The 20,749-nt window shown below is 60.3% G+C and carries 21 protein-coding genes; all 21 read left to right on the plus strand.

Annotation, left to right across the window (positions count from 1 at the left end):
- The first annotated feature begins 5 nt into the window (after nucleotides 1-5).
- The 21 genes from FBY04_RS10065 (at nucleotide 6) to flhF (ending at nucleotide 20,692) form a co-directional block, all read left to right on the plus strand.
- The gene (locus tag FBY04_RS10065; protein WP_084320559.1) at nucleotides 6-1,391 is read left to right on the plus strand and encodes a sigma-54 dependent transcriptional regulator; all 1,386 of its coding nucleotides are present in this window, start codon (nucleotides 6-8) and stop codon (nucleotides 1,389-1,391) included.
- Nucleotides 1,392-1,607: 216 nt separating this feature from the next.
- On the plus strand, nucleotides 1,608-1,937 hold the full coding sequence (fliE, locus tag FBY04_RS10075) for a flagellar hook-basal body complex protein FliE (RefSeq protein ID WP_084320560.1): 330 nt from the start codon (nucleotides 1,608-1,610) through the stop codon (nucleotides 1,935-1,937).
- A gap of 15 nt (nucleotides 1,938-1,952) precedes the next feature.
- On the plus strand, nucleotides 1,953-3,737 hold the full coding sequence (gene fliF / locus FBY04_RS10080) for a flagellar basal-body MS-ring/collar protein FliF (protein ID WP_084320561.1): 1,785 nt from the start codon (nucleotides 1,953-1,955) through the stop codon (nucleotides 3,735-3,737).
- Nucleotides 3,730-4,749, plus strand: a complete 1,020-nt coding sequence (gene fliG, locus FBY04_RS10085) for a flagellar motor switch protein FliG (protein ID WP_008006649.1) — start codon at nucleotides 3,730-3,732, stop codon at nucleotides 4,747-4,749. Before fliF ends, fliG begins: the two co-directional genes overlap by 8 nt.
- 7 nt (nucleotides 4,750-4,756) lie before the next feature.
- Nucleotides 4,757-5,557: a flagellar assembly protein FliH gene (fliH, locus tag FBY04_RS10090; RefSeq protein WP_145315134.1), complete on the plus strand. Its 801-nt coding sequence runs from the start codon at nucleotides 4,757-4,759 to the stop codon at nucleotides 5,555-5,557.
- A complete protein-coding gene (gene fliI, locus FBY04_RS10095) occupies nucleotides 5,547-6,905 on the plus strand; it encodes a flagellar protein export ATPase FliI (RefSeq protein ID WP_084320563.1) in 1,359 nt (452 codons plus the stop codon). The genes fliH and fliI overlap by 11 nt, the downstream gene beginning before the upstream one ends.
- Before the next feature lie 6 nt (nucleotides 6,906-6,911).
- Nucleotides 6,912-7,361: a flagellar export protein FliJ gene (gene fliJ, locus FBY04_RS10100; protein ID WP_084320564.1), complete on the plus strand. Its 450-nt coding sequence runs from the start codon at nucleotides 6,912-6,914 to the stop codon at nucleotides 7,359-7,361.
- Nucleotides 7,362-7,573: 212 nt separating this feature from the next.
- Nucleotides 7,574-7,879 carry an STAS domain-containing protein gene (locus FBY04_RS10105; RefSeq protein ID WP_145315135.1) on the plus strand — a complete coding sequence of 102 codons (306 nt, stop codon included), beginning with the start codon at nucleotides 7,574-7,576 and terminating at the stop codon, nucleotides 7,877-7,879.
- Nucleotides 7,879-9,582 (plus strand): fused response regulator/phosphatase, encoded by a 1,704-nt coding sequence (locus FBY04_RS10110; protein ID WP_145315159.1) that lies wholly within the window; start codon nucleotides 7,879-7,881, stop codon nucleotides 9,580-9,582. Before FBY04_RS10105 ends, FBY04_RS10110 begins: the two co-directional genes overlap by 1 nt.
- A 30-nt stretch (nucleotides 9,583-9,612) precedes the next feature.
- Nucleotides 9,613-9,981 (plus strand): Hpt domain-containing protein, encoded by a 369-nt coding sequence (locus FBY04_RS10115; protein ID WP_145315136.1) that lies wholly within the window; start codon nucleotides 9,613-9,615, stop codon nucleotides 9,979-9,981.
- 82 nt (nucleotides 9,982-10,063) lie between these two features.
- Nucleotides 10,064-11,425 (plus strand): flagellar hook-length control protein FliK, encoded by a 1,362-nt coding sequence (locus FBY04_RS10120; RefSeq protein ID WP_145315137.1) that lies wholly within the window; start codon nucleotides 10,064-10,066, stop codon nucleotides 11,423-11,425.
- A gap of 232 nt (nucleotides 11,426-11,657) precedes the next feature.
- On the plus strand, nucleotides 11,658-12,158 hold the full coding sequence (gene fliL / locus FBY04_RS10125) for a flagellar basal body-associated protein FliL (protein WP_084320569.1): 501 nt from the start codon (nucleotides 11,658-11,660) through the stop codon (nucleotides 12,156-12,158).
- 9 nt (nucleotides 12,159-12,167) lie between these two features.
- Nucleotides 12,168-13,136 (plus strand): flagellar motor switch protein FliM, encoded by a 969-nt coding sequence (gene fliM, locus FBY04_RS10130; RefSeq protein ID WP_008024584.1) that lies wholly within the window; start codon nucleotides 12,168-12,170, stop codon nucleotides 13,134-13,136.
- 70 nt (nucleotides 13,137-13,206) lie between these two features.
- Nucleotides 13,207-13,665 carry a flagellar motor switch protein FliN gene (fliN, locus tag FBY04_RS10135; protein ID WP_008151080.1) on the plus strand — a complete coding sequence of 153 codons (459 nt, stop codon included), beginning with the start codon at nucleotides 13,207-13,209 and terminating at the stop codon, nucleotides 13,663-13,665.
- Nucleotides 13,666-14,103, plus strand: coding sequence for a flagellar biosynthetic protein FliO (gene fliO, locus FBY04_RS10140; protein ID WP_145315138.1), 438 nt, complete (start codon nucleotides 13,666-13,668; stop codon nucleotides 14,101-14,103). It abuts the gene before it with no gap.
- Nucleotides 14,103-14,861: a flagellar type III secretion system pore protein FliP gene (fliP, locus tag FBY04_RS10145; RefSeq protein ID WP_084320571.1), complete on the plus strand. Its 759-nt coding sequence runs from the start codon at nucleotides 14,103-14,105 to the stop codon at nucleotides 14,859-14,861. The genes fliO and fliP overlap by 1 nt, the downstream gene beginning before the upstream one ends.
- A complete protein-coding gene (gene fliQ, locus FBY04_RS10150; RefSeq protein ID WP_008024593.1) occupies nucleotides 14,858-15,127 on the plus strand; it encodes a flagellar biosynthesis protein FliQ in 270 nt (89 codons plus the stop codon). Before fliP ends, fliQ begins: the two co-directional genes overlap by 4 nt.
- 3 nt (nucleotides 15,128-15,130) lie before the next feature.
- Complete coding sequence (gene fliR / locus FBY04_RS10155; RefSeq protein WP_145315139.1) at nucleotides 15,131-15,913, plus strand: flagellar biosynthetic protein FliR; 783 nt, start codon at nucleotides 15,131-15,133, stop codon at nucleotides 15,911-15,913.
- Between the two features lie 2 nt (nucleotides 15,914-15,915).
- Complete coding sequence (gene flhB, locus FBY04_RS10160; protein ID WP_145315140.1) at nucleotides 15,916-17,055, plus strand: flagellar biosynthesis protein FlhB; 1,140 nt, start codon at nucleotides 15,916-15,918, stop codon at nucleotides 17,053-17,055.
- A 167-nt stretch (nucleotides 17,056-17,222) separates the two neighbouring features.
- Entirely contained in the window at nucleotides 17,223-19,352 is a 2,130-nt protein-coding gene (flhA, locus tag FBY04_RS10165; RefSeq protein WP_145315141.1) for a flagellar biosynthesis protein FlhA, read from the plus strand.
- 11 nt (nucleotides 19,353-19,363) lie between these two features.
- Nucleotides 19,364-20,692 carry a flagellar biosynthesis protein FlhF gene (flhF, locus tag FBY04_RS10170; RefSeq protein WP_084320576.1) on the plus strand — a complete coding sequence of 443 codons (1,329 nt, stop codon included), beginning with the start codon at nucleotides 19,364-19,366 and terminating at the stop codon, nucleotides 20,690-20,692.
- The last annotated feature ends 57 nt before the right edge of the window (nucleotides 20,693-20,749 follow it).

The following is a 20,749-nucleotide window of genomic DNA, read 5'->3' on the forward strand; positions in this document are numbered from 1 at the left end:
AGGGCATGGCAATCAAGGTTTTACTGGTCGAGGATGACCGCGCGTTGCGCGAGGCACTGGCGGATACGCTGATGCTCGCGGGACACGACTACAAGGCTGTCGGTTCGGCGGAAGAGGCGCTCGAGGCTGTCGGTGCCGAGACCTTCAATCTGGTGCTCAGCGACGTCAATATGCCGGGCATGGACGGCCATCAACTGCTCGGCTTGTTGCGGGCTCGTCAGCCACAATTGCCCGTCTTGCTGATGACGGCTCACGGTGCTGTGGAGCGTGCGGTCGATGCGATGCGTCAGGGCGCGGTGGATTATCTGGTCAAGCCGTTCGAGCCCAAGGCGTTGCTGGATCTGGTGGCACGTCATGCGCTGGGCAGTCTGGGCGCTCCCGACAGCGAAGGGCCTGTTGCGTATGAGCCGGCCAGTGCGCAATTGCTCGAATTGGCTGCGCGGGTAGCGCGCAGCGATTCCACCGTATTGATCTCCGGCGAGTCCGGGACCGGTAAAGAGGTGCTGGCGCGCTACATCCATCAGCACTCGCATCGCGCCAGTCAGCCGTTCATTGCGATCAACTGCGCGGCGATTCCCGACAACATGCTCGAGGCGACGCTGTTCGGTCACGAGAAGGGCTCGTTCACCGGCGCCATCGCGGCGCAGGCCGGCAAGTTCGAGCAGGCCGACGGCGGCACCATCCTGCTGGACGAGATTTCCGAAATGCCTCTGGGCCTTCAGGCCAAGTTGCTGCGGGTGTTGCAGGAGCGTGAGGTCGAGCGGGTGGGGGCACGCAAGCCCATTACGCTGGACATTCGTGTTGTCGCGACCACCAACCGTGACCTGGCGGGTGAAGTGGCGGCGGGCCGTTTTCGTGAAGACCTCTACTATCGCCTGTCGGTATTTCCACTGGCCTGGCGTCCATTGCGCGAGCGTACCGCCGATATCCTGCCGCTGGCCGAACGCCTGTTGGCCAAACACGTCAATAAAATGAAGCATGCCGCGGCGAGACTGTCGCCCGAGGCTCAGGCGTGCCTGATCGGCTATCCATGGCCGGGCAACGTACGAGAGCTGGACAATGCGATTCAGCGTGCCTTGATTCTGCAGCAGGGCGGTTTGATCCAGCCTCAGGATTTCTGTCTCGCTGGGCCGGTTGCCTGTGCGCCGTTGCCGACATTGGCGTCGGTGCCGGTGCGGTCGATGGAGGTCGAGGCCGAATCGGCTGGGGCGCTGGGGGACGATCTGCGTCGTCGCGAATTCCAGATGATTATCGACACCCTGCGCTCTGAGCGTGGGCGCCGCAAAGAAGCGGCCGAGCGTTTGGGTATCAGTCCGCGGACGCTGCGCTACAAGCTGGCGCAAATGCGTGATGCCGGAATGGATGTGGAAGCTTATTTGTTCGCCACCTGATCTTGTTTTGTAACGATGGTCGTGAACGATGTCGCGGGGCGGCAGGATAAGCGCGGCGGCCTTGAGTCCATCGCGAGCAGGCTCGCTCCTGCAGTTTGTGAAAGCAGAGGATTTGCTTTTGTTCAGAGCTGCCACGGAGCTGGCACCCTTGTTGCTACACCTCACTACCCGCCGAGTGAGTGTCAAAAAATTGCGGGTCGTCAATGAGAGTAGACCATGAGCCAAGGTATTGAATTTAATCGATTGATGCTGGATATGCGTTCCATGCAAATGGATGCCATGTCTGCGCCTAAATCGACTGCCGCCGTCCCTGAACTGAATGGCAGCAGCTTTTCCGACATGCTCGGTCAGGCCGTCAATAAAGTGAACGACACACAGCAGGCGTCCAGCCAGTTGGCCAATGCCTTCGAGATCGGCAAAAGCGGCGTGGACCTGACCGATGTGATGATTTCCTCGCAGAAGGCGAGCGTGTCTTTCCAGGCGTTGACCCAAGTGCGTAACAAGCTGGTTCAGGCTTACCAAGACATCATGCAGATGCCGGTTTAAGGACGAGATTGAGTCATGGCAGAAGCAGTCGCCGATAATGTTCCGGCCAAGGCCACACCGATAGACGGCAAACCGCCGCTGTTCGGCTTGTCCTTCCTGGAAAACCTCTCCGAGATGACCATGTTGCGTCAGGTGGGCCTGTTGGTCGGCCTGGCAGCGAGCGTGGCCATTGGCTTCGCCGTGGTGTTGTGGTCCCAGCAGCCGGACTACCGGCCTCTGTACGGCAGCCTTGCCGGTATGGACGCCAAGCAAGTCATGGATACCCTGGCTGCCGCTGACATTCCCTACACCGTTGAACCGAATTCCGGTGCCTTGCTGGTCAAGGCCGATGACCTGTCCCGTGCGCGACTCAAGCTCGCGGGCGCTGGTGTCACTCCCAGCGATGGCAACATCGGTTTCGAGATCCTCGACAAGGACCAGGGCCTCGGCACCAGCCAGTTCATGGAAGCGACCCGTTATCGTCGCGGCCTCGAAGGCGAACTGGCCCGGACCATTTCCAGCCTGAACAACGTCAAGGGTGCCCGCGTGCACCTGGCGATTCCGAAGAGTTCGGTATTCGTGCGCGACGAGCGCAAGCCAAGCGCTTCGGTGCTGATCGAGCTGTATTCCGGCCGCTCGCTGGAGCCGGGTCAGGTGCTGGCGATCATCAACCTGGTCGCGACCAGCGTTCCTGAACTCAGCAAGTCGCAGATCACCGTCGTCGACCAGAAGGGCAATCTGCTTTCGGATCAGGCGGAAAATTCCGAACTGACCATGGCCGGTAAGCAATTCGATTACAGCCGTCGCATGGAAAGCATGCTCACCCAGCGTGTGCACAACATTCTGCAACCGGTGTTGGGCAACGACCGCTACAAAGCCGAAGTCTCCGCCGACGTGGACTTCAGTGCCGTCGAGTCGACCTCCGAACAGTTCAATCCGGACCAGCCGGCGCTGCGTAGCGAGCAGTCGGTCAACGAACAACGTACCGCCAGCAACGGCCCGCAAGGTGTTCCGGGTGCGCTGAGCAACCAGCCGCCGTCGCCTGCTTCGGCGCCGCAAACCACCGGTGGCGCCACCGCACAGGCCGGGATGGTACAGCCAGGCCAGCCGCTGCTGGACGCCAATGGCCAGCAAATCATGGACCCGGCCACCGGCCAGCCGATGCTGGCGCCGTACCCGGCGGACAAGCGTCAACAATCCACCAAGAACTTCGAACTCGACCGTTCCATCAGTCACACCAAGCAACAGCAGGGCCGGTTGAATCGCCTGTCGGTGTCGGTGGTGGTGGACGATCAGGTCAAGATCAACGCAGCCAACGGTGAAACCACCCGTGCACCGTGGAGCGCCGATGAACTCGCGCGCTTCACCCGTCTGGTACAGGACGCCGTCGGTTTCGACGCCAGCCGTGGCGACAGTGTCAGCGTGATCAATATGCCGTTCTCCGCCGAGCGCGGTGAAGTGATTGCCGATATTCCGTTCTACTCCCAGCCATGGTTCTGGGACATCGTCAAACAAGTGCTGGGTGTCTTGTTCATCCTGATACTGGTGTTCGGTGTTCTGCGTCCGGTGCTCAACAACATCACCAATGGCGGCAAAGGCAAACAGCTGGGCCTGGGCAGCGACGTGGAGCTCGGTGGTATGGGTGGCCTGGACGGCGAACTGGCCAACGACCGCGTCAGCCTCGGCGGCCCGACCAGCATCCTGCTGCCGAGCCCGAGCGAAGGCTATGACGCTCAGTTGAATGCAATCAAGAGTCTGGTGGCAGAAGACCCGGGTCGTGTGGCCCAGGTCGTGAAAGAGTGGATTAACGCAGATGAGTGATAACCGAGCCGTTGCCGCCAAACTGTCCCGGGTCGACAAAGCCGCGATTCTGCTGCTGTCCCTGGGTTCTACCGATGCCGCGCAAGTGCTGCGCCACATGGGGCCCAAAGAGGTCCAGCGTGTGGGTGTGGCCATGGCGCAGATGGGTAATGTGCACCGCGAACAGGTCGAACAGGTGATGAGCGAGTTCGTCGACATCGTCGGTGACCAGACCAGCCTGGGTGTCGGCTCCGACGACTACGTGCGCAAAATGCTCACGCAGGCCCTGGGCGAAGACAAGGCCAACGGCCTGATCGACCGGATCCTGCTGGGCGGCAACACCAGTGGCCTCGACAGCCTGAAGTGGATGGAGCCGCGTGCCGTCGCCGACGTGATCCGTTACGAACACCCGCAGATCCAGGCGATCGTCGTGGCCTATCTCGATCCTGATCAGGCCGGCGAAGTGCTGGGCAACTTCGACCACAAGGTGCGTCTGGACATCATTCTGCGGGTCTCCTCGCTGAACACCGTGCAGCCAGCGGCTCTGAAAGAGCTCAACCAGATTCTCGAGAAGCAGTTCTCCGGCAACTCGAATGCCTCGCGCACCACCCTGGGTGGCATCAAGCGTGCGGCCGACATCATGAACTTCCTCGACAGCTCGATCGAAGGCCAGTTGATGGACTCGATCCGCGAAGTCGACGAAGACCTGTCCGGTCAGATCGAAGACCTCATGTTCGTGTTCAACAACTTGTCCGATGTCGACGACCGGGGCATTCAGGCGTTGCTGCGCGAAGTGTCCTCCGATGTGCTGGTGCTGGCGCTCAAGGGCTCGGACGAAGGCGTCAAGGAAAAGATCTTCAAGAACATGTCCAAGCGGGCGGCCGAACTGTTGCGCGACGACCTCGAGGCCAAAGGCCCGGTGCGTGTCAGCGACGTGGAAACTGCGCAGAAAGAAATCCTCACCATTGCTCGCCGTATGGCCGAAGCCGGAGAAATCGTTCTCGGCGGGAAGGGCGGCGAAGAGATGATCTAAGGTCACTATGTCGTCCAAACATGATGAGTCCCAGACCGACCTGATCCGTGCCAAGGACGTCGGTGGTTTCGATGTCTGGTCGCTGCCCAGTTTCGACCCGCACGTACCGGAGCCCGAGCCAGAACCTGAGCCCGAGCCGCCGGAAATGGAAGAAGTGCCGCTGGAAGAAGTCCAGCCACTGACCCTCGAAGAACTCGAAAGCATTCGCCAGGAGGCCTACAACGAAGGCTTCGCGACGGGTGAGAAAGAAGGGTTTCACAGCACCACGCTCAAGGTTCGCCAGGAAGCCGAGGCAGTCCTTGCGCCGAAAGTCGCGGCACTTGAGCAATTGATGGCCAACCTGTTCGAGCCGATCGCCGAGCAGGATACGCAAATCGAGAAGTCCTTGGTCGACCTCGTGCAGCACATCACCAGGCAGGTGATTCAGCGCGAACTGGCCATCGACTCGACACAGATCGAACACGTCATGCGCGACGCCCTCAAGCTGTTGCCGCTGGGCGTGGGCAATGTGCGGCTGTACATCAACCCGCAGGATTTCGAACAGGTCAAAGCCCTGCGCGAGCGCCATGAAGAAACCTGGCGCATCGTCGAGGACGAAGCATTGTTGCCTGGCGGTTGCCGGGTCGAGACTGAGCACAGTCGCATCGATGCCACTGTCGAAACCCGTATTGCCAGGGTCATGGACAAGCTGTTCGATCAGTTGCACGAACAGGCCTTGCACCCTGCCGCACCGGATCTGAGCCTGGATCTGCCGATCGACGACAAGCCTGCGGTCGCAGCCGAACCGGAAGAACCCGATGCGCCTTGATCGCACCAGCTTCGCCAAGCGCCTGGGCAGTTATGCCGAGGCCACGGAGCTTGCCGGCGCACCGATCCTTGAAGGTCGCTTGCTGCGCATGGTCGGCCTGACCCTCGAGGCTGAAGGTTTGCGCGCCGCCATGGGCAGTCGCTGCATGGTGATCAACGACGACAGTTACCACCCGGTGCAGGTCGAAGCCGAAGTCATGGGTTTCTCCGGCAGCAAAGTCTTCCTGATGCCGGTCGGCAGCGTTGCCGGCATCGCGCCCGGTGCCCGTGTGGTGCCTTTGGCCGACACCGGTCGCTTGCCGATGGGCATGAGCATGCTCGGGCGGGTGCTGGATGGCGCCGGTCGTGCGCTGGACGGCAAGGGCGGGATGAAGGCGGAAGACTGGGTCCCGATGGACGGCCCGACGATCAACCCGCTCAAGCGTCACCCGATCAGCGAGCCGCTGGACGTGGGTATTCGCTCCATCAATGGTTTGCTGACGGTCGGTCGCGGGCAGCGGCTCGGGTTGTTCGCCGGTACCGGCGTCGGCAAGAGTGTGCTGCTGGGCATGATGACCCGCTTCACCGAGGCCGACATTATCGTCGTGGGGCTGATCGGTGAACGGGGTCGCGAAGTTAAAGAGTTCATCGAGCACATCCTCGGTGAAGAGGGCCTCAAGCGTTCAGTGGTCGTGGCGTCGCCCGCGGACGACGCGCCACTGATGCGCCTGCGCGCCGCGATGTATTGCACGCGGATTGCCGAGTATTTCCGCGACAAGGGCAAGAACGTCCTGTTGCTCATGGACTCGCTGACCCGTTTCGCCCAGGCTCAGCGGGAAATCGCCCTGGCCATCGGCGAACCGCCGGCGACCAAGGGTTATCCGCCATCGGTGTTCGCCAAGTTGCCGAAACTGGTGGAAAGGGCCGGTAACGCCGAAAAGGGCGGTGGTTCGATCACGGCGTTCTACACCGTGCTGTCCGAAGGTGATGACCAGCAGGATCCGATCGCCGATGCGGCCCGGGGCGTACTCGACGGGCACATCGTCCTGTCCCGGCGTCTGGCCGAAGAGGGGCACTACCCGGCCATCGATATCGAAGCCTCCATCAGCCGGGTCATGCCGTCGGTGGTGTCGCCGGAACACATGGCTCGTGCGCAGTATTTCAAGCAGCTGTGGTCGCGCTATCAGCAGAGTCGGGACTTGATCAGCGTGGGCGCCTACGTCGCCGGCGGTGACCGGGAAACCGACCTGGCGATTTCCCTGCAGCCGCAGTTGGTCAAATACCTGCGCCAAGGGCTTAACGACAAGATCAGCCTGGGCGAAAGCGAATCCTATCTCGGTTCGATCTTCGCGCCCGCGGCTGGCGGCTAATCGATCATGGCCCAGAGTCGGGCAGGGCGTCTGGCGCCGGTGGTCGATATGGCCGAGAAGGCCGAGAAAACCGCCGTCCAGCGGTTGGGCCATTTTCAGGGTCAGGTTCGCTTGGCTGAAAGCAAGCTCGCCGACCTCGAGGCTTTTCGTCTCGACTACCAGGAGCAGTGGATCATTCGCGGCAGCAGCGGCGTTTCGGGCCAATGGTTGCTGGGGTATCAGGGCTTTCTTGCGCAACTGGGCGTCGCCATCGATCAGCAGCGGCAAAGCCTGGCGTGGCATCAGAACAATCTGAACAAGGCGCGGGACACCTGGCAGCAGGCGTTTGCCCGGGTCGAAGGCTTGCGCAAGCTGGTCCAGCGCTACGCCGACGAGGCGCGGCAGCTGGAAGACAAGCGCGAGCAGAAGCTGCTGGACGAATTGTCTCAGCGGTTGCCCCGTGAGAGTCCGTATTGAGTCAGTGAAACCGCGTTATCGTTCTTCGCGGGCAAGCCCGCTCCCACAGTTTTCGCGTCGATCGCAATTTCTGTGAACGACACAAAACCTGTGGGAGCGGGCTTGCCCGCGAAGGCGTACTCAAAAACTCCACAACTCCCAACCTTGCCCCCGTCTGCGCCAAGTGCTAAACCTTGTACACGTACGTTCGCCAATGACAAGGAAGCCGTTCAATGTCAGTCGTTACAGAAGTATCTTCGGATGGAAAAAAACTGACGATTTCGATCGAGGGACGATTCGATTTCGGTCGGCATCAGGAATTTCGCGAGTCCTACGAGCGGCTCGGCAATAAACCCGAGTCCATTGTGGTTGACCTGAAGAAAGCCACTTATCTCGATAGTTCTGCACTGGGCATGCTGCTCTTGCTGCGTGATCACGCCGGTGGCGACAGTTCAGATATTCGCGTCGTCAACAGCAGTTCCGATGTGAAGAAAATCCTCGCTATTTCCAACTTCGACAAGTTGTTCGACATTAGTTGATCATGCCGCTCGAACCGCTGACGATACTGATCGCTGAAGACAGCGCGGCCGATCGCATGCTGTTGTCGAGTATCGTCCGCCGTCAGGGCCATGAAGTATTGACGGCGGCCAATGGTGCCGAAGCAGTCGAAGCGTTTCGCCAGCAACGACCGCAACTGGTCTTGATGGACGCCATGATGCCGGTGATGGACGGTTTCGAGGCTGCACGGCAGATCAAGGCGCTGGCTGGGGAAACCCTGGTACCGATTATCTTCCTGACCTCGCTGACTGAAAGCGAGGCGCTGGCCCGCTGTCTGGAGGCCGGCGGCGACGACTTTCTGGCAAAGCCCTACAACCAGGTGATCCTCGCCGCCAAAATCAAGGCGATGGACCGCTTGCGGCGGCTGCAGGCCACCGTGCTGGAGCAGCGAGACCAGATCGCCAGGCATCACGATTACCTGCTCAACGAACAACGTGTGGCCAAGGCCGTGTTCGATAAGGTCGCCCATTCCGGCTGCCTGAACGCCCCCAATATCCGCTACCTGCAATCGCCCTATGCGCTATTCAACGGTGACCTGTTGCTGGCGGCATTTACCCCGGCCGGCGACATGCACGTGCTGCTCGGCGATTTCACCGGCCATGGGTTGCCGGCCGCCGTCGGGGCCATGCCGCTGGCAGAAGTCTTCTACGGCATGACCGCCAAGGGCTACGGCCTGTCGGAAACCCTGCGCGAGATGAACGCCAAGCTCAAGCGCATTCTGCCGGTGGACATGTTCTGTTGTGCAACACTGCTGTGCCTGAGTTTTCAGCGACGCTCGGTGGAAGTCTGGAACGGCGGAATGCCGGACGGTTATCTGCACAACATTGCGAGCGGCGAGCGCACACCGCTGACAGCCCGGCATTTACCGCTCGGCGTACTGAATCCGCAGACGTTCGATGACCGTACCGAAGTGTTTCCGATGGCGGTCGGGGATCGGGTCTTCCTGTTGTCTGATGGGGTGATCGATACTTGCGACGCCAAAGAACAGTTGTTTGGTGTCGAGCGGCTGCAACAGGTGTTTGCGGCCAACCGTCAGCCTGACCGGCTCTTTGAAGAGATCGAGCAGGCGCTGCAGGATTTTCGCGGAGAGGCCCGCGATGATGTCAGCATGGTCGAAGTCAGCCTGCTCGAAGCGGCGCAGCTGATACCACCGCCCTTGGTCTATTCCGATAGCGGCCAGTCCTGCCCGCTGGACTGGTCGGTGAATTTCGAGTTCCGTGCCGCCACCCTGAAACGCTTCAATCCGCTGCCGTATCTTTTGCAGTTGCTGTTGGAGGTCCATGGTTTGCGTGCGCAGAGCGGGGCGCTCTACAGTGTGCTCGCGGAGCTGTATTCCAATGCGCTGGAGCACGGCGTGCTGGGGCTGGATTCGAGCCTGAAACGCGATGCTTCGGGTTTTACCCGCTACTATCAGCAGCGCAATGCGCGTCTGGATGAGCTGCAGGACGGCTATGTCCGGGTGCATTTGCAGGTTGCGCCAAAGGACGGCGGCGGTTGCCTGACGATTCGGGTCGAAGACAGTGGCAAGGGTTTTGATGTCGAGCGAGTGATGGCGCGCCCTGTCGATGGCATCCGTCTGTCGGGACGTGGCGTCAGTTTGATCCGCCAGCTGAGCCGGAACGCCAGTTGGTCCGACGAAGGTCGAAGCGCCCGCGTGGAATTTTTCTGGGAGGCTCTGGCATAATCCGCGCATTCTTGATCAAGGAGTGAGCAAGTGGCTGACACACATCTGGATCGCGACGTGCTGAGCGCGTTGCAAGAGGTCATGGAGGATGAGTATCCGATGTTGCTGGATACTTTTCTCGCCGATTCCGAGGAGCGCTTGGTTCTTCTGCACAAGGCTGAAGATGCAGCGCTGCTTATGAATACTGCTCATAGTTTCAAGGGCAGCAGCAGTAACATGGGGGCCGTCCGTCTGGCCGAGCTGTGTCATGAACTGGAGCAGCGAGCCAAGAATAAAAACCTTTCAGGCATTGAAAAACTGCTCGGTGAAATCGACGGCGAGTTCGCTATTGTCCGGCCGTTGTACGAGGCAGAGCGCCAGCGCTCTTCGCCGACCGAGGCGACCGTCCGGCGCTTTTAACGCCGCCTGAGAAAAACTGGCTCAACCCTTGCAGGTATCACTGCAACTGTACCTACGATCCCAGTGCAGCGGAGACCGTTTCATGCCCGTTACCCCCAATATTCTTCTTCAGGCCGCCGCGCAGGCCAAGACTCAAGCCGCCTCCGCCAATACACCGGCGCTGTCCGCTGAGCCCGGGGACAAGGCGTCCAGCTTCGCTCAGGTTTACGCCACTCAGGCCCAGAACAAACCCTCTGCGGCCCCTGATGGATCGGTGAAGCCGGCGCGTGATAAATCCCCGGACAGCCCCGATAAAAAGAGCGTCGGCAACGACAAGTCTGCCGCCCCGGAACCGACGGTTGCCGATAGCGGCAAATCCTTGCCCGTCGATAAACCGGCGCCGAGCGACGACAAGGTCGCCAACGAGGATGTCCCCGAAACGCCGGTGGCCGACACTGCACCCGTCGATCCGACCCTCGATCCTTCATTGCTGCCAGAGTTGCAACCCGTCGTGACGGCGCCTGTTGCGGAGGCGCCCCCTGTGGTCGTCACTCAGCAACCGCCAGTGGAGATTGCTGTCGCTCCTGCAGTGACGACGACGGCGCAGGCTCCTGTTACGGCGGCGGATAGCGATTTCGATCCCGAGGCTGATCCTCTCGATGCTCTCCCGGCTGTGCGCATGGCCATGGAGCAGGGCGGCCATATTTCGGCTTCCAGCCAGGCACAGCCCAAGGCTGCGCCGACGCCGACGCCAGCCCAGATCCAGGCTGATGGCGAGCCTACCTCGGCACAGAACTTTGCCGCCGGTATGGCGGGCATGCTCGATGTGCAGGCAGACAAGGACAGTACCAGCCAGGGGGGCGAGAAAGCGTTCAGTGGGTTGATCGATGACGGCCTCAAGGATTTGAAGTCTGCCACCAGCGATACCCGTGTTGATGACTTCGCCAATCGTCTGGCTGCTCTGACCCAGGCCGCCACGCCGAAAACCGCCAATGCCGTGCCGGTGAATCAGCCGATTGCCATGCATCAGAGTGGCTGGACCGAAGAAGTGGTGAACCGGGTCATGTACCTGTCCAGCGCCAACCTGAAGGCGGCCGACATCCAGTTGCAGCCTGCTGAACTGGGGCGCCTGGATATTCGGGTGAACATGGTCCCGGACCAGCAGACCCAGGTGACCTTCATGAGTGCGCACCCAAGCGTTCGCGAAGCGCTGGATGGCCAGATGCATCGCTTGCGAGACATGTTCGCGCAACAGGGGATGGGTCAGGTTGACGTCAACGTCTCCGACCAGTCCCGTGGCTCTCAGCAAGGTCAGGACCAGGCCCAACAAAGTCAGGGCGGACGCACCAGCGCCAGCGGCGGTCGCCTCGATGGCATGGACGAAGAGCTCGCGCCGACGGTTGCCGAAGTGGCGGCCAGTGCGACCAGCGTCATCGGCTCCAGCGCGGTTGACTACTACGCCTGATCCAGCGCAAAACCCTTGTGGGAGCGGGCTTGCTCGCGAATACGGTTGAACATTCAGCATTGATGCTGGCTGTCACACCGCGTTCGCGAGCAAGCCCGCTCCCACATTAGGTTTGCGGTGTTTTCAAAATTTCGCTTGGTCCTATCCATTCTCCCTCCGACACTTCTGGCATAACACTTGCTCTTGCCTTGCCGTGCGACTGTGAAAACCCGAATAGTGACGGATTATTGGCATGGCGAAGAGCGAAGCAGCAGTAAAAGACCCCGCAACCAAAGGCAAAATCAAGCTGATCATTTTGATCGTGGTGGCCCTGCTGCTGGCGATCGGCTTGTCCGTGGGAGCGACCTGGTTCTTCATGCACAGCGCCCAGAGCAAACCTGCCGCCGCGGCTGAAGTTGCCCCGGTCGGCAAGCAGCCAGCGATTTTCGAGCCCATGGCGCCGGCCTTCGTGGCCAATTACAACCAGAACGGCCGTCAGCGCTACATGCAGGTGAGTATCACCATGCAGGGTCGCAATCAGGCCGATCTGGAAGCGCTCAAAGTCCACATGCCGGTGATCCGCAATAACCTCGTCATGCTGTTCTCCGGGCAGGATTTCGCGACCCTGGCGTCGCCGGTCGGTCAGGAAATGCTGCGTCAGAAGGCGACGGCCAGCGTGCAGGAAGTGGCGCAGAAAGAGCTCGGCAAAGTAGTCATCGAACAGTTGCTTTTCACTAATTTCGTACTGCAGTAGGAACACGACATGGCCGTGCAGGACCTGCTGTCCCAGGATGAAATCGATGCGCTTTTGCATGGCGTCGATGACGGTCTGGTACAGACCGATACCGCTGCCGAGCCCGGCAGCGTCAAAAGCTACGACCTGACCAGTCAGGATCGCATTGTCCGCGGACGCATGCCGACCCTGGAAATGATCAACGAGCGTTTTGCCCGCTACACCCGCATCAGCATGTTCAACATGCTGCGCCGCTCGGCGGACGTTGCGGTCGGTGGCGTGCAGGTGATGAAGTTCGGCGAATACGTCCACTCGCTGTACGTGCCGACCAGCCTCAACCTGGTCAAGATCAAACCGCTGCGCGGTACTGCGCTGTTCATCCTCGACGCCAAGCTGGTGTTCAAACTGGTGGACAACTTCTTTGGCGGCGACGGCCGTCACGCGAAGATCGAAGGGCGTGAATTCACTCCCACCGAACTGCGTGTGGTGCGCATGGTGCTGGAGCAGGCGTTCGTCGATTTGAAGGAAGCCTGGCAGGCGATCATGGAAGTGAATTTCGAGTACATCAACTCGGAAGTGAACCCGGCCATGGCCAACATCGTCGGCCCGAGCGAAGCCATTGTCGTGTCGACGTTCCACATCGAACTCGATGGCGGTGGCGGTGACCTGCACGTGACCATGCCGTACTCGATGATCGAACCGGTGCGCGAAATGCTCGACGCCGGCTTCCAGTCGGACCTCGATGATCAGGACGAGCGCTGGGTCAATGCCCTGCGCCAGGACGTGCTGGACGTTGACGTGCCGATCGGTGCCACGGTTGCCCGTCGCCAGCTGCGCCTGCGCGACATTCTGCACATGCAGCCGGGGGACATTATCCCGGTCGAGATGCCGGAAGAAATGATCATGCGCGCCAATGGCGTGCCTGCGTTCAAGGTCAAGATGGGCTCGCATAAAGGCAACCTCGCGTTGCAAGTGATCGAGCCGATCGAGCGCCGTTAAGCGGCGCTGCTCCCCATTCGCTATTAACTGACGGCAGCCCGTTGAAAGGGGTGCCCGCCGAGGACACATGATGGCTAACGACATGAATACCCAGGACGACCAGGCGCTGGCCGATGAATGGGCTGCGGCCCTGGAAGAAACCGGCGACGCCGGGCAGGACGACATCGACGCCTTGCTGGCCGCCGACGCCGCGAGCTCGCCGTCCAACCGTCTGCCGATGGAAGAGTTCGGCAGCGTGCCGAAGAACAACGATCCGGTCACGCTGGACGGTCCGAACCTCGACGTGATCCTCGACATCCCGGTGTCGATTTCCATGGAAGTGGGCAGCACCGACATCAACATCCGCAACTTGCTGCAACTCAACCAGGGTTCGGTGATCGAGCTTGATCGTCTGGCGGGTGAACCGTTGGACGTGCTGGTCAACGGCACGCTCATCGCTCACGGTGAAGTGGTAGTGGTCAACGAGAAGTTCGGCATCCGCCTGACCGACGTGATCAGCCCAAGCGAACGTATCAAGAAGCTGCGCTGAGTGAAAAAGGTTCTGGGGTTTGTGCTGGCGTTGCCGTTCAGTGTGCTTGCGGCCGAGCCGGTGGCGACTGCTGCCTCGGCACCTGCTGTCAGCAGTGGTGTGGCGGGGCAATTGACGCAGCTGGTGCTCGGTTTGCTGCTGGTGCTGGGGTTGATCTTCTTCCTCGCCTGGCTGTTGCGCCGGGTGCAGCAGGCTGGGCCGGCCGGCAAGGGGCAGGTGATCGAATTGATCGGCTCCCGCGCGTTGGGCCCGCGTGACCGTTTGATACTGGTGCAGGTTGGCAACGAGCAGATTCTGCTCGGCTTGAGCCCCGGCACCATCACCGCCTTGCATGTGCTCAAGGAGCCGGTGCAGGTGCCGGCCACCGAGAAAGCGACCCCGGAGTTTGCCCAGCGCCTGATGGAGCTGATGGGCAAGGATCAGAAGGATAAGAAGTAATGGGTGCGCTACGCATCATCTTGACGCTGGCCCTGATGCTGGCTGCGCCACTGGCCATCGCCGCCGATCCGTTGTCGATCCCGGCGATCACCCTGGGCACCAATGCCCAGGGCGCTCAGGAATACTCGGTCAGCCTGCAGATCCTGCTGATCATGACCGCGCTGAGTTTCATTCCGGCGTTCGTCATGCTGATGACCAGTTTCACCCGGATCATCATCGTCTTCTCGATCCTGCGTCAGGCCCTGGGCTTGCAGCAGACGCCGTCCAACCAGATTCTTACCGGCATGGCGCTGTTCCTGACGCTGTTCATCATGGCACCGGTGTTCGACCGGGTTAACCAGGATGCCTTGCAGCCTTATCTGGCGGAAAAACTCACCGCGCAAGATGCTGTGGCCAAGGCCCAGGTGCCAATCAAGGATTTCATGCTGGCCCAGACGCGCAGCAGCGATCTTGAGCTGTTCATGCGCCTGTCCAAACGCACCGACATCGCGACACCGGACCAGGCGCCACTGACCATCCTGGTGCCGGCCTTCGTCACGTCTGAGCTGAAGACCGCGTTCCAGATCGGTTTCATGATCTTCATTCCGTTCCTGATCATCGACCTGGTCGTGGCCAGTGTGCTGATGGCCATGGGTATGATGATGCTCTCGCCACTGATCATTTCCCTGCCGTTCAAGATCATGCTCTTCGTGCTGGTGGATGGTTGGGCATTGATCATCGGTACGTTGGCCAGCAGCTTCGGCGGTGTCTCGCCATGACGCCGGAAGTTGCGGTAGACATCTTTCGTGAAGCGCTCTGGCTGACCACCATGATGGTCGCTGTGCTGGTGATTCCGAGCTTGCTGGTGGGGCTGTTGGTCGCCATGTTCCAGGCCGCCACCCAGATCAACGAACAGACCCTGAGCTTCCTGCCGCGCCTGTTGGTGATGCTGGTGACGTTGATCGTCGCCGGTCCGTGGCTGGTGCAGACCTTCATGGAATACATCCTGCAGTTGTACGGCAATATTCCTCGGGTCATCGGCTAAGCCATGTCACTGCTGCAGCTGACCGACACCCAGATCAGTACCTGGGTCGCTTCGTTCATATTGCCGCTGTTTCGCATCGGCGCCGTCCTGATGACCATGCCAATCTTTGGCACGACCTTGGTGCCGACCCGCGTGCGATTGTATTTCGCCCTGGCAATCACAGTGGTTGTCGTGCCGGGCCTGCCACCGATGCCTCAGGTTCAGGCGCTGGATCTGAGCGCGCTGCTGCTGATCGCCGAACAGATCATTATCGGCGCATTGATGGGGCTCTCCCTTCAGCTGTTTTTCCAGGCGTTTGTCGTCGCCGGGCAGATTATTTCGATTCAGATGGGCATGGGCTTCGCCTCGATGGTCGACCCTACCAATGGTGTGTCGGCGGCGGTAATCGGCCAGTTCCTGACGATGCTCGTGACCCTGCTGTTTCTCGGCATGAATGGGCATCTGGTGGTGTTCGAAGTGCTCACGGAGAGCTTCACCACCATGCCGGTCGGCAGCGCGATGCTGATCAATCACTTTTGGGAGCTGGCCAACAAGCTGGGCTGGGTGCTGGGCGCGGCAATGCTCCTGGTATTGCCGGCTATCACAGCATTGTTGGTGGTTAACATCGCCTTCGGCGTGATGACGCGGGCGGCGCCACAGCTGAACATTTTCTCCATCGGTTTCCCCCTGACCCTGGTGCTGGGGCTGGTGATTTTCTGGGTGGGTCTCGGCGACATTCTCAATCAGTATCAGCCGTTGGCCACCGAGGCCCTGCAGCTGTTACGTGACATGGCAGGGGCGCGCTAGCCATGGCCGAGAGCGAGAGCGGTCAGGACAAAACAGAAGACCCCACGGAGAAACGCAAAAAGGACTCCAGGGACAAGGGCGAGATTGCCCGCTCGAAAGAGCTCAACACCCTGGCAACCATGATGGCCGGTGCCGGAGGGTTGTTGATCTACGGTGGCGGGCTGGCCCAGGATCTGCTGGAAATCATGCGCCTGAATTTTTCGCTGCCGCGGGAGGTGTTGCTTGATCCGGGGCAAATGGGTCACTACCTGCTGAATTCGGGAAAGATTGCGATCCTGGCGACGCAGCCGATATTGTTGACACTGCTGCTGGCGGCCTTTCTGGGGCCGATTTCCCTGGGGGGCTGGTTGTTCGCCGGCAAGAGCCTGGCGCCCAAATTCAGCCGGATGAACCCTGCAGCGGGCCTCAAGCGGATGTTCTCCAGCACGGCTGTGATCGAATTGGTCAAGGCGCTGGCCAAGTTTCTGCTGATTCTGTTTGTGGCATTGTCCGTCCTGCGCTCGGACATCGATGACTTGCTGCGCATTGCCCACGAACCGCTGGAGCAGGCGATCATCCATAGCGTTCAACTGGTGGGCTGGAGCACATTGTGGATGGCGTGCGGGCTGATCCTGATCGCGGCGGTGGATGTTCCGGTTCAGCTTTACCAGAGCCACAAGAAACTGCTGATGACCAAGCAGGAAGTACGAGACGAGCACAAGGATCAGGAAGGGAAGCCGGAGGTCAAGCAGCGGATTCGCCAGTTGCAGCGCGAAATGTCCCAGCGGCGAATGATGGCAGCCATCCCCGAGGCTGACGTGGTGATTACCAACCCGACTCACTACGCCGTGGCGCTCAAGTACGATGCGGAAAAAGGTGCTGCGCCGGTGCTGCTGGCCAAGGGTAGCGACTTCCTGGCTTTGAAAATCCGCGAGATCGCCGTGGCCAATGAAGTGTTGCTTCTGGAGTCTCCGGCCCTGGCGCGTTCGATCTACTACTCCACCGAGCTGGAGCAGGAAATTCCCGGTGGGTTGTATCTGGCGGTCGCTCAGGTATTGGCCTACGTCTATCAGATCCGCCAGCACCGCGCCGGCAAGGGCAAGCGTCCTGAGCCGCTCAAGGATGACCTGCCGATTCCACCGGATCTGCGGCGCGATTCCTGATTTTTTTGCGCTGGCCATGCCGACGCCTTCGCGGGCACAGGCAGCACAATCCCCCCGATAAACCCCTCTGTTTCAAACCCCGGCAAAAGTTGGAAGGCTTCTTGCAGTAGCCGCTCTGCGCCTGCTTCGGGCGTCAAAAGTTTGCTTTAAAGTAACGGGGAAAACCGGTGGATCGCTCTCAGTTTATCAACAGTGCCCGCACAAACGTCGCCGACCTGAGTCGGGGCAATCTGGGTGTGCCATTGTTGCTGCTGGTCATGCTGGCCATGATGATGCTGCCGGTGCCGCCGTTCCTGCTGGACGTGTTCTTCACCTTCAACATTGCGCTGTCGATTGTCGTGCTGCTGGTCTGTGTCTACGCCCTGCGACCGCTGGATTTCGCGGTGTTCCCGACCATCCTGCTGGTGGCAACACTGTTGCGGCTGGCGCTGAACGTGGCCTCCACGCGGGTGGTGATGCTTCACGGTCAGGACGGCCATGCCGCCGCCGGTAAGGTGATCCAGGCCTTCGGTGAGGTGGTGATCGGTGGTAACTACGTGGTTGGTATCGTGGTCTTCGCGATTTTGATGATCATCAACTTCGTCGTGGTGACCAAGGGTGCCGGACGAATTTCCGAGGTGAGCGCGCGTTTCACCCTCGATGCGATGCCCGGAAAGCAAATGGCGATCGACGCCGACTTGAACGCCGGCCTGATCGATCAGAACCAGGCCAAAATGCGTCGGATGGAAGTGGCCCAGGAGGCCGAGTTCTACGGTTCCATGGACGGTGCCAGCAAATTCGTACGCGGTGACGCCATCGCCGGTTTGCTGATTCTGTTCATCAACCTGATCGGCGGCATGGCGGTCGGCATTTTCCAGCACGGCATGACCTTCGGTGATGCCGGCAAGGTTTACGCGTTGCTGACCATTGGTGACGGTTTGGTGGCGCAATTGCCATCACTGTTGTTATCGACAGCCGCCGCGATCATGGTGACCCGAGCTTCCGGTTCGGAAGACATGGGCAAGCAGATCAATCGCCAGATGTTCGCCTCGCCGAAGGCGCTGGCCGTGGCGGCGGGTTTGATGGCAGTCATGGGCCTGGTGCCCGGCATGCCGCACTTCTCCTTTCTGAGCATGGCGGCCCTCGCAGCCGGCGGTGCGTACCTGTTCTGGAAGAAGCAGAACACCGTCAAGGTTCAGGCCTTGCAAGAGGTCAAGCGTCAGCAGGAGCTGCTGCCATCGCCGGCCCGCGCTCAGGAAACCAAAGAGCTTGGCTGGGACGATGTGACGCCGATCGACATGATTGGCCTGGAAGTCGGCTATCGCCTGATTCCACTGGTGGATCGCAACCAGGGTGGTCAGTTGCTTGCGCGTATCAAAGGCGTACGCAAGAAGCTGTCCCAGGACCTGGGCTTCCTGATGCCGACTGTGCATATCCGTGACAACCTCGACCTCGCGCCAAGTGCCTATCGACTGACCCTCATGGGGGTGATCCTGGCCGAAGCGGAGATTTATCCGGATCGGGAGCTGGCGATCAATCCGGGTCAGGTCTACGGTTCGCTCAACGGCATCACCGCCAAAGATCCGGCTTTCGGGCTGGAAGCGGTCTGGATCGAAATCAGCCAGCGTGCGCAGGCACAATCCCTCGGTTACACCGTGGTCGATGCCAGTACAGTAGTGGCAACCCACTTGAACCAGATTTTGTACAAGCACTCCAGTGAGCTGATCGGCCATGAAGAAGTGCAGCAACTCGTGCAGTTGCTGGCCAAAAGCTCCCCTAAACTGGCCGAGGAGCTGGTGCCGGGCGTGGTGTCGTTATCGCAGCTGCTCAAGGTGCTCCAGGCGTTGCTGGCCGAACAGGTGCCCGTACGGGACATTCGCAGCATCGCCGAAGCGATCGCGAACAATGCGGCCAAGAGTCAAGATACTGCCGCGCTGGTGGCCGCCGTACGCGTCGGCGTATCCCGTGCAATCGTCCAAAGCATTGTAGGGACTGAGTCGGAGCTGCCAGTTATCACTCTTGAGCCAAGGTTGGAACAAATATTGCTCAATAGTCTTCAGAAGGCGGGACAAGGCTCGGAAGAGGGCGTTCTGCTGGAGCCAAGCATGGCTGAAAAACTGCAACGCTCGTTGATCGAAGCGGCGCAGCGTCAGGAAATGCAAGGTCAACCGGTGATTCTGCTGGTGGCCGGTCCGGTTCGCGCGATGCTGTCGCGATTTGGCCGACTCGCAGTCCCGGGTTTGCATGTGTTGGCTTACCAGGAAATCCCTGACAACAAGCAAGTGACCATCGTTGCGACAGTAGGGCCCAACGGCTGAGGTAGTGGTTTATGCAAGTTAAGCGTTTTTTCGCCGCCGATATGCGTCAGGCCATGAAACTGGTTCGTGATGAGCTGGGCGCTGATGCCGCCATCATTGGCAACCGCCGCATCGCCGGTGGTGTCGAGCTGACGGCTGCCCTCGATTACAAACTGTCGGCGCTGGCCCCGCGTGTTCCGAACATGGAGCTCGAGGACGAGCTGCGCAAGACCCAGTCGCGGATCGTCACCGCCCAGGCCGAACTGAGCCTGCGCAGCGAAGGCGAGAGCGACAAGTCCACCAATCGCCAGTTGTTCGCCGGCCTGCCACTCACCGCCGCCGAACCGTTGATCGAACCGACTTACACTGAACCCCGTCGTGCAGCGCCGGCCCCCGCGCCAGCCTCCAGCGGTGTCGATCCGCGGGCTTTCGATTCGATGCGTTTCGAACTCAACAGCCTGCGCGAACTGATGGAAGTACAACTCGGCTCTCTGGCCTGGAACCAGCTGCAAGGCAGCCGTCCGGCCCAGGCCAACCTTTGGCGTCGTCTGCAGCGCATCGGTTTGTCCGGCCCGTTGTCCCGTGATCTGCTGGAAATGATTACCGGCATTGACGAACCCCGTCAGGCCTGGCGCATGTTGCTGGCGCACCTGGCGCGGATGATCGCCACACCGGAAGTCGAGCCACTGGAAGAGGGCGGTGTGATTGCCATGGTCGGTCCTGCCGGCATGGGCAAGACCACCACGCTGGCCAAGCTCGCGGCCCGTTACGTGCTCAAGTACGGCGCGCAGAACATCGCGCTGGTCAGCATGGACAGCTACCGTATCGGCGCTCAGGAACAACTCAAGACCCTGGGCCGGATCCTCAACGTGTCGGTCACCCACGTCGACCCGGGCCAGTCCCTGGTGCAGGCGCTGGATCCGTTGCTGCGCAAGCGTGTGGTGCTGATAGATACCGCCGGTCTTCAGGCCAGCGATCCGGCACTGCGCATGCAGCTCGAAAGCCTGGCCGGTCGTGGCATCAAATCAAAAAATTATCTGGTTCTGGCAACCACCAGCCAGAAACAGGTTCTAACCGCCGCTTATCACAGTTACAAGCGCTGCGGGCTCGCTGGCTGCATCCTGACTAAACTGGATGAAACGGCAAGCCTTGGCGAGGTGTTGAGCCTGGCAATCAGTCATGAATTGCCGGTGGCTTACCTGACCGATGGACCGCGGATTCCGGATGATTTGCATCTGCCGCGTCGTCATCAGCTGGTGAGCCGCGCCGTCAGCGTGCAAATGCAGGAAGAACCCAGCGAAGAAGCCATGGCTGACATGTTCGCTGATATTTACCACAGTCCGACCAAGCAGGTTGGCTGAGGTATTAATGAACAGTTTTTGTACCTACATCGATGGTCTGCCATGCATTGTTCCGTT

It is taken from the genome of Pseudomonas sp. SJZ080 (assembly GCF_007828295.1).
In the GTDB taxonomy this organism is placed as follows: Bacteria; Pseudomonadota; Gammaproteobacteria; order Pseudomonadales; family Pseudomonadaceae; genus Aquipseudomonas; species Aquipseudomonas migulae_A.